General features: G+C 46.5%; 13 protein-coding genes. 11 read left to right on the forward strand and 2 right to left on the reverse strand.

All coding sequences use genetic code 11. From position 1 onward, the window contains the following. The first annotated feature begins 222 nt into the window (after positions 1-222). A complete protein-coding gene (locus tag ACRRS0_RS07000) occupies positions 223-1713 on the forward strand; it encodes a DUF2867 domain-containing protein (protein WP_432453914.1) in 1491 nt (496 codons plus the stop codon). Positions 1714-1827: 114 nt separating this feature from the next. On the opposite strand, the gene ACRRS0_RS07005 is transcribed toward ACRRS0_RS07000, so the two are convergent. Continuing rightward, positions 1828-2880, reverse strand: coding sequence for an aldo/keto reductase (locus ACRRS0_RS07005; RefSeq protein WP_432453913.1), 1053 nt, complete (start codon positions 2878-2880; stop codon positions 1828-1830). 329 nt (positions 2881-3209) lie between these two features. On the opposite strand from ACRRS0_RS07005, the gene ACRRS0_RS07010 reads away from it, so the two are divergent. Continuing rightward, positions 3210-5576 carry a helicase-related protein gene (locus ACRRS0_RS07010; RefSeq protein WP_432453912.1) on the forward strand — a complete coding sequence of 789 codons (2367 nt, stop codon included), beginning with the start codon at positions 3210-3212 and terminating at the stop codon, positions 5574-5576. Positions 5577-5682: 106 nt separating this feature from the next. Here ACRRS0_RS07010 and ACRRS0_RS07015 read toward each other — a convergent pair whose 3' ends face one another. Beyond that, positions 5683-6219: a cytochrome b gene (locus ACRRS0_RS07015; protein WP_432453911.1), complete on the reverse strand. Its 537-nt coding sequence runs from the start codon at positions 6217-6219 to the stop codon at positions 5683-5685. A gap of 169 nt (positions 6220-6388) precedes the next feature. Here ACRRS0_RS07015 and ACRRS0_RS07020 point away from each other — a divergent pair, with 169 nt between their 5' ends. From ACRRS0_RS07020 to ACRRS0_RS07060, 9 genes are all read left to right on the forward strand, one after another. After that, positions 6389-7051, forward strand: coding sequence for a SanA/YdcF family protein (locus tag ACRRS0_RS07020; RefSeq protein ID WP_432453910.1), 663 nt, complete (start codon positions 6389-6391; stop codon positions 7049-7051). A 10-nt stretch (positions 7052-7061) separates the two neighbouring features. After that, on the forward strand, positions 7062-8027 hold the full coding sequence (locus ACRRS0_RS07025) for a serine protease (protein WP_432453909.1): 966 nt from the start codon (positions 7062-7064) through the stop codon (positions 8025-8027). A 77-nt stretch (positions 8028-8104) separates the two neighbouring features. Further along, positions 8105-9151: a tRNA preQ1(34) S-adenosylmethionine ribosyltransferase-isomerase QueA gene (gene queA / locus ACRRS0_RS07030; protein ID WP_432456194.1), complete on the forward strand. Its 1047-nt coding sequence runs from the start codon at positions 8105-8107 to the stop codon at positions 9149-9151. A gap of 42 nt (positions 9152-9193) precedes the next feature. Next, the gene (tgt, locus tag ACRRS0_RS07035; protein ID WP_432453908.1) at positions 9194-10318 is read left to right on the forward strand and encodes a tRNA guanosine(34) transglycosylase Tgt; all 1125 of its coding nucleotides are present in this window, start codon (positions 9194-9196) and stop codon (positions 10316-10318) included. A gap of 102 nt (positions 10319-10420) precedes the next feature. Next, the gene (gene yajC / locus ACRRS0_RS07040; RefSeq protein WP_432453907.1) at positions 10421-10759 is read left to right on the forward strand and encodes a preprotein translocase subunit YajC; all 339 of its coding nucleotides are present in this window, start codon (positions 10421-10423) and stop codon (positions 10757-10759) included. A gap of 28 nt (positions 10760-10787) precedes the next feature. Beyond that, positions 10788-12641: a protein translocase subunit SecD gene (secD, locus tag ACRRS0_RS07045; protein WP_432453906.1), complete on the forward strand. Its 1854-nt coding sequence runs from the start codon at positions 10788-10790 to the stop codon at positions 12639-12641. A 10-nt stretch (positions 12642-12651) separates the two neighbouring features. After that, positions 12652-13602 carry a protein translocase subunit SecF gene (gene secF, locus ACRRS0_RS07050; RefSeq protein ID WP_432453905.1) on the forward strand — a complete coding sequence of 317 codons (951 nt, stop codon included), beginning with the start codon at positions 12652-12654 and terminating at the stop codon, positions 13600-13602. 44 nt (positions 13603-13646) lie between these two features. Beyond that, on the forward strand, positions 13647-14018 hold the full coding sequence (locus tag ACRRS0_RS07055; protein ID WP_432453904.1) for a rhodanese-like domain-containing protein: 372 nt from the start codon (positions 13647-13649) through the stop codon (positions 14016-14018). Between the two features lies 1 nt (position 14019). Beyond that, entirely contained in the window at positions 14020-14289 is a 270-nt protein-coding gene (locus ACRRS0_RS07060) for a hypothetical protein (protein ID WP_432453903.1), read from the forward strand. Positions 14290-14418 lie beyond the last annotated feature (129 nt).

Here is a 14418-nt window from a genome sequence, read left to right on the forward strand (position 1 = left end):
TTGTGAATAGCTGTTTTATTCAAAGTACTGATTTAAATCAATATATTTATATTTACCAGCGCAGTTTTTGTGAAAGTAAGCGTTGGCTCTCACTCTAAGTCTTTCTGGTTTGGCTAGGGGGAACCGACCCGTCGCTATTTTGTGCAATCCGCTGTTGTTTGAATGCGCTATGATAAGCATTAGGGCAATATCTCAGTCGTCGTTTAATGGAGAGTTATCACGATGCGGATCTTAGTGATTGGTGCTTTTGGTACTGTTGGTCGCCAGTTAGTTCCGGCTTTAGTTGCTGCGGGGCACCAGCTGAGGGTGAGTTCTCGTGATGCCAATAAACCTTGGCCTTGGTCTGATTTGAGCTGTCAGCGCGTCACCTTAGATTTACTACAAGCCAATAGCTTGCCTTCGGCCTTGCTTGACATCGAGTTAGTCTATTACTTAATGCATGGCATGAGTGATGGGCAAAGTCACAGCGATCGAGAGATTCGCGCGGCAAGGCATTTAGCCCAGGCGGCCTCAGAAGCTAGCGTCAAGCGAATTATTTATTTGGGTAGCTTAATATCGGCTAAACCAAAATCAGAGCACATGCTAGCGCGGATTGCGACTGGCCAAGCCTTAGCGTCCACTGGTCTTGCGGTGACTGAGTTGCGAGCGGGGATCATTATTGCGCCAGGATCCGCGGCTTTTGAAGTGATGCGGGATTTAGTGGGACATATGCCTGTGGCGCTTGTCCCTCGGGCGATTGAGACCTTAACGCCGCCGATTGCCTTGAGTAACTTATTACACTATTTATTAGCTTTGGCGGAGTTGCCAGAGACCGCAGGTAAGGTGCTGGATGCGGCGGGTCCAGAATGGCTCACTTATCGACAGTTAATGTTAAAAATTGCCAAGGCTTTGGCGGCGCGGATCAAGATTATTGCTGTACCGGGCTTGCCGATCCGTTTGGCTTGCCTGGCTTTAGGCTTGATTACCTCGGTATCGCGCGAATTGGCAACGGCTCTGATTGCTGGGCTTGCTGAGCCGTTGCAAGCGAAACCCGATGAGTTACGGCGCTTAATCCCGCAACATTTATTGTCTGTTGATCAGGCAATTGCTCAGGTACTTCAAGAAGAGCGGGTGCTCTGTTATCCAAGTCGTTGGCGAGATGGTGTGCCAACTTTTCGAAAGTTTTCTCCCTTGCATGGTTTTTACGCAAAGTCAGCCAAACAGCAGGTTGTTGCCGCCGCCAGTCCGTCAGCTATTTGGCAAGTGGTGAATCTACTTGGCGGTAAGCATCGCTATTTTTATTTGAATAGCCTGTGGGCTTTACGCGAGTGGTTCGACTATATATTTGGCGGCCCCGGAAGAGAACATGGCCGAACTGATTACTTAAATCTGAATGTTGGTGAGCGGGTCGACTCGTGGACTATCTTAAGCGCCGAAGAAAATCGTTGTTTGGTGCTTGGTTTCGGAATGAAAGCGCCCGGTGGTGGTGGGATGCAAATTACTATTGAGCCGCTAGATAGTCAGCGTAGCCGTATAGAGGTGGGCTTATACTGGCATCCCGCAGGATTTTGGGGTTTGGTTTATTGGTATTTCTTTGCCCCTTGGCACCGATGGCTGTTATATGGCATGACTAAGAAAATGGCTTCGCTGGCGGAAAATAATGAGCAGATTGAAGCGGCCTTGCGTAAATCGAAAATCCATTCAGGATCTACCGATGAAGGCCGCTTTGGCTGAATACAGATTTTAACTTTAGACCAGAACACCGAGTGCCCTAGTGATAAGCAACCGTCGCTGAAATCATTGGCGGTTGCCTATGGGGTGTCCAAATCCGATGTTTTAAGCTGGTGCTTAGAAGGGGGCTGGGTAGCGAGTTAGCACTTTACCTATATCGCTTAAGGCCCGAGAGCTAAGTGGTTTCGAAAAGGCCAAAATATCTTCTTCCAATTGCTGCATGTTGGTTGCGCCAATAATGGTAGAGGTGACTCCATCTACTTGGTCACACCAAGCCAAGGCGAGTTGCGCTGGGGTGTAGCCATGTTGCTTGGCAATCTCTACATATTCAGCAACCGCTTCGTGGCAGAGCTTGGTATTACGGAATAGACCCTTACGTTGAGTTAGTGACCAGCGACTCCCTTCAGGGCGCTGCCCATTGGCATATTTGCCAGTGAGTAAGCCTGTACAAAGTGGGGACCAGGGAAGATAGGCGATTTGTTCATGCACACAGTTCTCGATCAAATATGGCCAATCCTTGGTTTGTAGCAGGCTAAACTCATTTTGAATGGATACCATTCTCGGTAAATTATGGCTTTCGCTCAACTTAAGGTAGGTATTAATTCCCCAAGTGCTGTCGTCGGATAGACCACAATGGCGAATTTTACCAGCGTCAATACAACGCTGTAATCCTTGTAAAATATCGAGCATTTGGGCTTGATGATCGGCCGCGTCTAACTGAGTAAATTGGATTTGATTTGGCCAGTGTTTTCCAAAGTGAGGCATTAAGCGATTTGGCCAATGTAATTGGTATAGATCAATGTAATCGGTATTGAGCCGTTGTAAGGAGGCGTCAACTGCGAGCTCAATGGCTTTTGCATTAATTGGCCCACCGTCGCGAACCCACTCAATACCTGGCCCAGCAATCTTACTCGCGATAATCAAATCTTTACGCTGGTTTGGATTTTCTTTGAGCCATTGGCCGATGATCTGTTCGGTTTTTCCGTAGGTCTCTGCGGTTGGAGGGATGGCGTACATTTCGGCTGTATCGATGAAATTCACGCCTTGACTGATAGCATATTCAATTTGTTGATTTGCGTCTTGTTGGTTGTTTTGTACACCCCAAGTCATACTGCCTAGGCAAACTCGCGATACCGATAAATTGCTACTTCCTAGCTTCGAAAAATTCATGGATGTTCCTACATCAACTAAGTACTTAAATATTATATTACCGTATCAGAGGGTGATTAAAATAGTCTGAACTTTGGATAAAGCAATCAAGTGTTATCAGAAGGTTTTATTTTATTGTCTTTTTTACCGGTTTTATTCAAGCAAGTTTGTCTTGCCAACGCCTGGCAACCCTAGATGGGGAGGGCATTGAGGCTTGAATGAACAAGCTTCATCTCTTGCGGAGCTGAAAATGGTCCATAAAACCAGCGTGACTTTTCTAGGACTAGTATGTCAGCTGAGCTAGGGTTAATATTTGGCCATTATTTGTTGTAGATAGATGTGGGCGTTTGGTGGTTCGGGCAGAAACAAGATCGTTACCGATTGATAGTATTAAGTCGAAATTTTTATCGGATTTAGCGGATAATCATGTGGTGGTGGAAGCGGCTACTGGTTCAGGGAAGTCAACTCGTTTACCTCGTTGGGCGAGTCAGTTTGGTAAAGTTTTGGTAGTGCAGCCCAGACGAATTGCTTGCGAAGCTCTGGCGGCTTATGTGGCGCAGCAAGAGCGTGTAGAACAGGGAACTACCGAAGTTGGCTATGCCATTCGCTTTGCTTCCACGCTGACCTCGACCACCGACATTGCCTATGTGACACCGGGTATTGCCTTGCATTGGTTGGCAGAAAATAACTTAGCCAATTATGCAGTGATCATGATCGATGAGTTTCATGAGCGTCGTTGGGATAGTGATTTATTACTCGCCTTAGTGAAAGATTTACCATTACGGATCGTCGTGACGTCGGCGACTTTGGAAGGCGCGAAATTATGTGATTATTTGGGAGCTAAAGCGATACAGGCCCGTGGACGCGAATACCCCGTGTCGCTCAGTTATATCGCCAAACAAGCCCATCATTTACCCGACTTACAGCATTTGACCGAACGAGTAAGCGCTTGTGTTGAACAAGCCATGCTTAAAGATGACGGCGATATTTTGGTGTTTTTACCGGGGCGCGCAGAAATTCAAGCCTGTCAAACCAGCTTGTCGGGAATCGATGCCGAAATCTTACCTTTGCACGCCACCATTAGCGCCTCAGAGCGTCAGTACTTGCTAACGGCAATTGATGGGGAGCGAGCACGCCGGGTGATCTTAGCCACCAATGTGGCCGAAACAAGTTTAACCATTCCAGCGATTAGCACGGTGATTGATTCAGGTTTAGAGCGGCGAACCAAGCAGCGGGCAGGGCGTACGGTGCTTAGCTTAGAGCGGATTTCACGAGCCAGTAGTGAACAGCGTCGTGGTCGAGCTGGCCGGGTGCGCTCGGGTCATTGTTATCGTTTGTGGGGCGAATACGCACCTTTTGAAGCGGTCACTCCACCACAGATGCAGCGTGAAGAACTGCTGGAACCGATGCTGTTTGCTGCGAGTTGTGGCAAAGCGCTCACGCAGTTAGCATTTCTAGAAGCTTTACCGGATAAATCGTTACGGATCGCGAGCCAAAATTTAGCCAAAATGCAGGCTTTGGCGAGTGATAGTCAATTGAGTTCGCTGGGCAAACGACTAATGAATTTACCAATTGATAGTTATTTTTCTTATCTGGTTAATTTAATGCCGCGCGGGGCAGAACAGGAAGCAATGCTTGATTTGACTGCCGCTTTAACCATCAATCGTCGTTTGTGGCAGAAACCCAAGACGGAACATGGTTTGAAACAATTACAGCAGTGGCAACCGCTGGCTTGTGATATGACTGCAACCATCAGTTTGTTGCGTGGCCATTCTTGGCCCGAGGCGTTACAGCTGAACCTTGAAGCCTTAAAGCAAGCGAAGGAAATGGCAGAACAACTACGCAGCGTGATGGGGTTTGCCAAATTGAAACAGGCTCGGCCTTATCGTCGAGAGCTGATTATTGAGGCTTTATTAAGCGGTGCCAGTGAACTGGCTTATGTGCGCCGAGCTAAGCGTCATCAGGCGATGGGCAATGGTTATGCTGAATTACAGGTGGCTAGAGAAAGCTTATTTGATGATGAGCAGGTGGCTGCATTGGTGTTAGATCAATACAGCACGCCGGGACGTGGACTTAAGCAACTGACAAATATTGGCCTATGCTTGTTGCCAGTAAGTATTCAACAATTAATGCGGCATCAGTTAGGCGAGTTGAAGCCCAGCGGTGAGTTGGACGGACAAGGCCAACAGTTGATGCGGCGCTATTATGCTGGTCGATTCATTGGGTCTGAATATTTGGCGCTAACGGCAGCACAATATCGCCGCTCACTTGCCAAACGGATCTTAGCTCGGCAAGAGTTGTCTTTTACTGAGCTGAGTCTACAACAAGATGTTGATGCCTGGAATTTATGGGTGAGTCTCGGTGAAAAAAATGGCGGTGGCTCCGGTGAGCCCATTGATGCCGAGCTTTGGCTAAGTGAACACTTACAGCAACTTGGACTGGAGAGCGCCGAAGATCTTTGTCTTATTGATGCTAAGGATCTCACTTTTCCGGGGATCCCCGAATGGCAACGTGCAGCATTTGAACAAGCTTTTCCTCAAAGTCTACGCTTAGCCGATCTTCGTGTGCAGGTCGAATATGAGGTTCGCGTTAAGCGAGTGACGCTTCACTATCAAGCGGGGCGACGTAAAGATGGTCCTAAACGCTGGGAGTTGCCGAGTTGGGCTGGCTGGCGGGTGTTTTACCAAAAAGCCAGTAAACGCGTTGCGTTGACTTAGGGTTTATTCATGTTATTCGCTGCTTGTTGTGAAGCGCTAGTCGATGCTTCCAAGGCAATACAGCCGATTGAGCGAGTCAATCAGCTGGGGAATCTTGGTATACCGCTTAACCGGAGGTGATGCGCTTAAGCGTCTCGTCTTTGACCACAAAATGGTGATACAAGGCGGCTAATATATGTGCCGCTAATACTAAGTATAAAACGGTTGCCGCAACCTCATGGATGGTCCCACTAATACTGTTGATGGTCGGTGATTTTTCGGCCCAACCACTAATGGTAAAAAAGTCGAAAAAGTTGATGTTATGTCCACCTGAAACGGACATGATTACGCCGGATATTGGCATGATTAACATGAGTAAATACAAGGCGTGGTGACCTAATTTGGCGAGGCTGAGCATTAACCCCATCCCCAGAGGGACAGGCGCTGCGCTGATTCTATGCCACACTATTCGCGCTAACACACATAACAATAGCAATACGCCGATGGCCTTATGCAAACCGATCATCTCCCATTTATCAGGACCTCTCTGCATTTCGTCCATGTATAAAGCAATGCCAATTTGAGCTATAAATAATGCGGCCATAAGCCAATGAAATAGCTTTGATATCATACCAAAATGGCTCGAGCTATTTTTTATCTTCATCAGTTATTTTTCCTTGAGACGGTTTGTTGATTTAATAAACAATTAATACTTGGGAGTCAAGCGGCTTGTTTGTTATATGGAACATGACGAAAGCAAAAAGCTTATGTTTATTCGATGCTTGAGCATGTGCTAGCATGGTTGACCTTGTAATTATGGGCGGAGATGTACATTGAAACAATTTCTTGGCGTATTGCTGCTGGTTATCGTAGCGATGTTGCTAAGTCTCGTTGTCATCGACCGTTATATTTCAAAGCAAGTCGCCGGTCAGTGGTTTCGTGACATGGAACAGCTCCCAGCGGAGCCTGTGGCTCTGGTGCTTGGGACCAGTAAGTATGTAGGTAAACGGCTTAATACCTACTATCAGTTTCGTGTGGAAGCGGCAGCAAAACTCTACCATACCCACAAAGTGCGCGCATTGATCCTCAGTGGCGATAATGCCACCCGCTACTATAATGAACCTATTACCATGTTAAACGATGTGTTGCGGTTAAATGTGCCACGCGAGAATATAGCTTTGGACTATGCAGGCTTTCGAACCTTTGACTCAGTTGTGCGGGCAAAACAAGTATTCGGGCAACAAGCCTTGATTATTGTTTCTCAGCAGTTTCATGTCGAACGGGCTTTATACATAGCAAATCAATACGGTATTGAAGCCTATGGCTATGTGGTGGATGATGCGCCTTCTGAGTTTCATTGGCGAGTGCGTTTACGAGAAGTATTGGCTAGAGCCAAGGCTCTAATAGATTTACATATATTTAACACCCAGCCCCACTTCTTAGGTGACCCAGAACCAGTAAACTTACGCGGAGGTGACTCAACCCCCGAACTTTAGGACCAGTGCAATGCTTAAAAAGTTGCTTGTTGTCTTGTTGTTTAGCGTGAGTTTTTCTGTTCAAGCGAAACTTGAATCACCTTCTATTCCTATTGTGACCCCCTATATTGTTGGTGGTTATGATGCTCCCCAAGTTTACCCGTGGATGGCGCAGGTCTTTTTAGGGAATGTGCGGTGTGGCGGGGTATTAATTGCAGAGTCATGGGTGGTGACGGCTGCGCATTGTACCTATCGGTCTTATGCTCCCAACGCCCAGGTTGCGCCAGAACAGGTTACGGTGGTGTTAGGCGGATTGCTACGAACCACTCCCCTCGATGCGCAGTCGGTGACGGTGAGTGAAATTTATCAGCATCCTCAGTATATTAGTCCCACCATGGATGGCCCCAATTTTGATTATGATATCAGTTTGTTAAGGCTGTCGGAGTTTCAACAAGGTGAATTCCCGATCATTAATCTAAATATGCTTAGTGAGAGTTCCATGCTGGGAAGTTTTATGACGGTGATTGGTTTTGGCAGAATTAATTCCGATCCTTTTCATCCGGTGTATCCCGATGTATTGCAGCAAGGTAACTTGCGTTTAATCAGCCCTCAACAATGTGCTAATTATTGGGGAAGCTCAAAATTAACCGATCGAATGTTTTGCGCCTACGGCACCGATCAGGATGCTTGCGCAGGGGATAGCGGTGGTCCGGTATTTGTTAATCAAGGAGAAGACTATCGTTTACTCGGGATCGTGAGTTGGGGGAGTCTCGCTTGTCAGGGGCTCCCTGGCGTTTATACGGATATTGGGCGTGTTTGTGGTTGGATTAGCGATATTCTCAGCCAACAGGATAATATTACTATCGCTTGTGCCGAGATAGCACCTAATGCCTCGTCTGATAGTAGCGGTGGAGGCGCTGCAGCTTGGTTGCTGGTGTTGAGCTTACCGCTTTGGCTATTCAGGAGGGGGCGATTAGGTGCTAATTCACGGCGCTAAACCTTGCTATTACTGACTGCAATCACTAAAATCCTTGGCTTGTAAATTATTATTCATGCCAAAGAGTTGTACCTGTGATGCGCGTTGCCGATTTTTCTTTTGACCTTCCCGATGAGCTGATTGCTCGTTACCCAAAACAGCAACGCCGAGATAGTCGTTTACTTTGTCTCAATGGTCAAACGGGCGAGGTGCAACACCAACAATTTCCAGATTTGTTGGAGCATATTCAAGCTGATGATCTATTGGTGTTTAATAATACCCGAGTGATCCCAGCCCGTTTGTTTGGCCAGAAAGCGACGGGTGGCAAACTAGAAGTACTTATAGAGCGTGTGCTTGATGAGCATCGAGTATTAGCCCATGTTCGTGCTTCCAAATCGCCGAAACCGGGCAGCGAAATACGTTTAGCGGATGCTTTTGATGCGACGATGTTGGCCCGTCACGGCGCTTTATTTGAACTGCGTTTTGATGACTCAGCGACGGTCTTAGAATTACTTGAACAGCATGGTCATATGCCGCTTCCCCCCTATATCGATCGTCCTGACGAAGATGCCGATAAGGAACGCTATCAAACGGTTTATAACGAAAAGCCGGGCGCGGTTGCGGCCCCCACCGCCGGATTACATTTTGATGAAGACTTACTCGCACAGATTAAAGCCAAAGGCGCTGATACTGCCTTTGTGACTTTACATGTGGGGGCTGGTACTTTTCAGCCGGTGAAAGTTGAATCTATCGATCAGCATGTGATGCACTCTGAATATGCCGAAGTGAGCCAAGCGGTGGTGGATAAAATTGTTGCGACTAAAGCAAGAGGAGGGCGGGTGATTGCAGTTGGTACCACTTCGGTACGCTCTCTAGAAAGTGCAGCTAAAGATGCAAAGCTTAAAGGGCAGGCCCTGCAAGCCTACGCTGCAGAAACCGATATTTTTATTTTCCCCGGTTATCAATTTGAGCTAGTGGATGCGATGGTGACCAATTTCCATTTACCCGAGTCAACCTTAATCATGTTGGTGTCAGCCTTCGCTGGCAAAGATAACGTTAGCCGAGCTTATCAGACGGCTATCGATAACCAATACCGCTTCTTTAGCTATGGTGATGCGATGTTCATTACCAGTAAAGAAGCATAATTTAACGACAGTCGGACTGTTTATCTGACCTTGAGGCAAGTAATGAAATACCAGCTATTAGCAAAAGACGGCAAAGCTCGCCGTGGCCGTTTAGTGTTTGAACGGGGGAGTGTTGAAACACCAGCATTCATGCCTGTAGGGACTTATGGTACCGTAAAAGGTATGACCCCTGAAGAAGTATCACAAAGTGGCGCTGAAATCCTATTAGGCAATACTTTTCACTTGTGGTTGCGTCCGGGACAAGAGGTGATGCGCGCGCATGGCGACTTGCATGACTTTATGAATTGGCAGGGGCCAATTTTGACCGATTCCGGCGGTTTCCAAGTCTTTAGTCTGGGTGATATTCGAAAAATTACCGAAGAAGGGGTACATTTTCGAAACCCGGTCAATGGTGCAAAGATCTTTTTGAGTCCTGAAACGTCTATGGAAATTCAAAACGATTTAGGTTCCGATATCGTGATGATTTTTGATGAATGTACACCTTATCCTGCGACTGAAGATGAAGCCGAAAAGTCGATGTTAATGTCGTTACGCTGGGCTGCTCGTTCACGTCAGCGTCATGATGAGTTAGGCAACAAAAATGCTTTGTTTGGGATCATTCAGGGTGGAGTTTATGAGCATCTACGCGATGTTTCTTTGGAAGGTTTGACTCAAATCGGTTTTGACGGTTATGCCATTGGCGGCTTAGCTGTCGGTGAACCGAAAGAAGATATGCACCGCATTCTTGATTATGTTGCGGTTAAGGTTCCTGAAGATAAGCCTCGTTATTTAATGGGGGTTGGTAAACCCGAAGATTTGGTGGAAGGTGTACGCCGTGGCGTGGATATGTTTGACTGTGTTATGCCGACACGTAATGCGCGCAATGGTCATCTATTCACCAGTGACGGGGTGGTGAAGATCCGTAATGCACGCCATCGTGACGATACCAGTACCTTAGATAAAGAGTGTGATTGTTATACCTGTCAAAATTATTCTCGTTCCTACTTGCATCATTTAGATAAGTGTAATGAAATCCTTGGCGCTCGTTTGAATACCATTCATAACTTGCGTCACTACCAACGTTTGATGCAAGGTTTACGTGAGGCGATAGCCGACGGTAAGTTAGACGATTTTGTAGCCGCGTTTTACGCCAAGTTGGGTCGAGAAGTCCCGCCTTTGGCTGATTAATGCTCGATTGACCAGTAAAGCCTTGTTTTTGCTTGGTCAGTCTCCATTTAATAAGATAGTTGTTTTGTATCTTAGTTTTTTTAATTAGTAATGAGGGTAACAATGAGCTTATTTATTTCTCCAGCATATGCCGAAGGCGGCGCCATATCACCAGCTGGTGGTGGCATGGAATTAATTTTCATGATGGTCATCTTTGCGGTGATTTTCTATTTCATGATTTATCGTCCACAGTCCAAGCGTGTAAAAGAACATAAAAACCTAATGTCTTCCTTATCTAAGGGTGATGAGGTGCTAACTACCGGTGGTTTGGTCGGTAAAATCATCAAGATTTCTGATGAGGCGGATTATCTGCAACTGAGCTTAAGTGATGACACTACAGTCACCATTAAGCGCGACTTTGTTTCAGCGGTTCTGCCAAAAGGCACGTTGAAATCTCTGTAGTTACAAATTTGTCACTAGGGATATTATTTTGTTAAACAAATACCCGTGGTGGAAGAATTGGATGGTGATCGTTTTGATCGCCATCGGTTTTCTTTACGCCATGCCAAACTTATACGGTGAGGATCCTGCCGTACAAGTATCAGGCACTCGGGGCGCTCAAGTTGAGTTAGCCCAACTAGATGAGATTCGAAATTACCTTACGCAGCAGTCCATCGATTTTCGCTCTGTTGGCTTTGAAAATGGACTCGCTTTGGTGCGTTTGCGCAACGATGCTGACCAGCTTAAGGTAAAGAGTTTATTACATGATTTGCTTGGTGAAGATTATGTTGTTGCCCTAAACCTTGCCCCTGCAACACCCGGTTGGCTAGATGCCATTGGTGCAGGACCGCTTAAACTCGGTCTGGATTTACGTGGTGGTGTGCACTTTTTGATGGAAGTGGACATGAAAGCGGCCATTAGCAAGGCGCAAGAGGGAATGATTCAAGATTTCCGTACCGATCTTCGCGGCGAAAAATTACGTTATTCTGGGGTTCGTTCACAAGGTGAGGCTGTGGTGGTTAGTTTCCGCGATCAAGCCACTTTGGATAAAGCCGTTAGCTTCTTAAATCGCAAATATAAAGAGTATCAAATCTCTGATATTAGTGAGGGTGAACAGTTTCGTTTGAGTGCGAAAATGACCGAGCAGAAGTTGAAAGAAACTCGAGAATATGCGCTGCAGCAAAACATCACGATTATCCGTAACCGGGTAAACGAGTTAGGTGTTGCTGAACCGCAAGTTCAACGTCAAGGTTCCGATCGGATTGTGGTGCAGCTACCTGGTGTTCAAGATACTGCTCGCGCGAAAGAAATTTTGGGTGCGACAGCGACTTTAGAATTCAGAATGGTCAACGTAGACGCTGATGTTCGCGATGCGATGGTCGGTCGAGTGCCACCAGGATCGCAATTGGCGAAACGAGTTGATGGTTCACCTGTGGTGCTAAAAAACCAAGTAATCCTCACCGGCGATCATATTGTTGGCGCACAGTCAGGCTTTGATGAATACAGTCGACCTCAGGTGAATATTAGCCTCGATAGTCAAGGTGGCAGCAAGATGGCCGCATTTACTAAAGATAATGTGGGTCAATCTATGGCAACGTTATTCATCGAGTACAAGCCGACAGGCAAGAAAGATGAAGAGGGTAAGTCAATACTGAAACGTCAGGAAGAAGTGATTAACGTTGCAACTATCCAATCTCGTTTGGGACGTAGCTTCCGGATCACCGGCATTGACTCACCAGCAGAAGCTAAAAATCTAGCCTTGTTATTGCGAGCAGGCGCCTTGATTGCTCCGATCCAAATTGTTGAAGAACGTACTGTTGGGCCAAGCCTTGGTCAGGACAATATCGATAAAGGTTTCTTAGCGATTGTCTTTGGTTTGATATCCTTGTTGGTGTTTATGCCGCTTTACTATCGTAAGTTTGGCTTGGTTGCGAACTTTGCATTGATTGTGAACGTTGGAATGATTATTGGCTTTATGTCGATGATCCCAGGGGCAACTTTAACCTTGCCTGGTATGGCCGGTATTGTATTAACCGTAGGTATGGCGGTGGATGCCAATGTATTGATCTTCGAGCGTATTCGTGAAGAATTAGCCGATGGACGTAGTCCTCAGCAAGCGATTCATCATGGCTACAGTAATGCCTTATCAACCATTTCTGACGCCAATATTACCACCTTCATTACCGCAATCATTTTGTTTGCGATTGGTACGGGTGCAGTGAAAGGCTTCGCGGTGACACTTGCTATTGGTATTGCGACTTCAATGTTTACTGCTATTGTTGGCACCCGCGTGGTGGTTAACTGGATTTGGGGCGGTAAGAAAATAGACAAGCTGTCTATCTAGGAGCAACAACGTGTTTTATTTATTTAAGCCCAAAGGCACGGTGCCCTTTATGGCGCACCGCAAACCATTTATTTGGTTTACCATTTTGTTAATGGTGGCATCGGTGGCCAGTTTAGCCATTAATAAAATCAATTGGGGGCTAGATTTCACCGGTGGTACGTTGATTGAAGTTGAGTTTCAACAGCCTGCCGATCTACCCTTAGTTCGTGATGTGATGAGCAAGAACGGATATCCAGACATTGTGGCACAGTACTTTGGTTCGCAAACCCAAGTGTTGTTGCGAATGATGCCTCGTGAAGGTCTAGATAGTCAGCACTTAGGCGACAGTATCATGGGATTGCTGCGCGATCAGGTTGATGCTCAGGTGCAAATGCGCCGAATTGAGTTCGTTGGCCCAACGGTTGGAAAAGAGTTAGCTGAGCAAGGCGGTTTGGCGATTATTGCTGCGCTGGCTTGTATTTTGCTCTATGTGGCAATGCGCTTTGAATGGCGTATGGCTGTGGGGGCGGTACTCGCACTGGGACACGATGTGATTGCTACTTTAGGTTTGTTCTCCTTCTTGCAGTTGGAGTTTGACCTAACCGTGATCGCGGCCTTATTAACCGTGGTGGGTTACTCACTGAACGATACCATCGTGGTATCGGACCGGATCCGTGAGAACTTCCGTAAATTGCGTAAGGGTGATCCAGTTGAAATTATTGATGTTTCGCTGACTCAAACCTTTAATCGGACCATCGTAACTTCTTTAACCACGATTATGGTATTAATATCGTTGTTCGTATTGGGCGGTTCGTTAATTCATAACTTTGCTACTGCATTGTTATTTGGTGTGTTTATTGGTACCCACTCGTCGATATACGTCGCTAGTACGCTGGCCTTGTACTTAGGAATTAAGAAAGAAGACTTTATGCCTAAGGAGCTGGAAGAAAAAGAAGGCGCCGACCAAGACCCCATCATGTAGTCACATAAACCCGCCGCTGGCGGGTTTTTTTTAAGGAGAAAAAAATGGCTCACAATCCGCGGTTTTTAGCTTTGGTCGATGACTGTCGTCGTCGTATCAAAGAATGTGATGTGCATCAGGTAAAGCAGTGGCTCGACCAAGGTTTGGCTTTTCATTTGATTGATAATCGTGAACAGGACGAATGGCAGAAAAGCCGCATTCCGGGAGCTCAATACATGGGGCGAGGGATTTTGGAACGTGATATTGAGCAAGTGATTCCCGAGTTAGATAGTATGATTGTTATTTACTGTGGGGGCGGTTTTCGTTCGGCCTTAAGTGCCGATAATTTGGTCAAAATGGGGTATACCCAAGTCATCTCTATGGACGGCGGGATCCGCGGTTGGCGAGAAGCGAATTATCCCTTAGAGGAGTCATAAGATGTCAGCGCTTGCGACGACCATGATTTATGCCTTTGATGTTGCAGAACAGACTCATTATTACTTTGATCAAAGCGAAGCCAACCAGGCTTATGCGAAAGCTGAGTTAGCGGTGGAACACCCGGACTGGCGCGAGCCAATGACCGTTCTTGAACTACTGGAAATCAAAGATGCACTGCTGGGCGAGTTTGTTAAGCGTATCGCTTTTTTGGAGCTGCAGTTAGAGCGTGTTGAGATGGGTAGTGATAGTTTTGATTTAGATGCTGATTAGACGCGCGAAATACTTTTCCTTCATTTCAGCTAAATAACCTTGGTTAAATCGCTTCGGTAAGGCTTAACCAAGTTATTATCTTATTTTACTGCTGCCTCCCTTGGCTTATTTTTACAATGTTGTACCGAT

This window comes from Agarivorans sp. QJM3NY_29 (genome assembly GCF_050870835.2).
Classification (GTDB): domain Bacteria; phylum Pseudomonadota; class Gammaproteobacteria; order Enterobacterales; family Celerinatantimonadaceae; genus Agarivorans.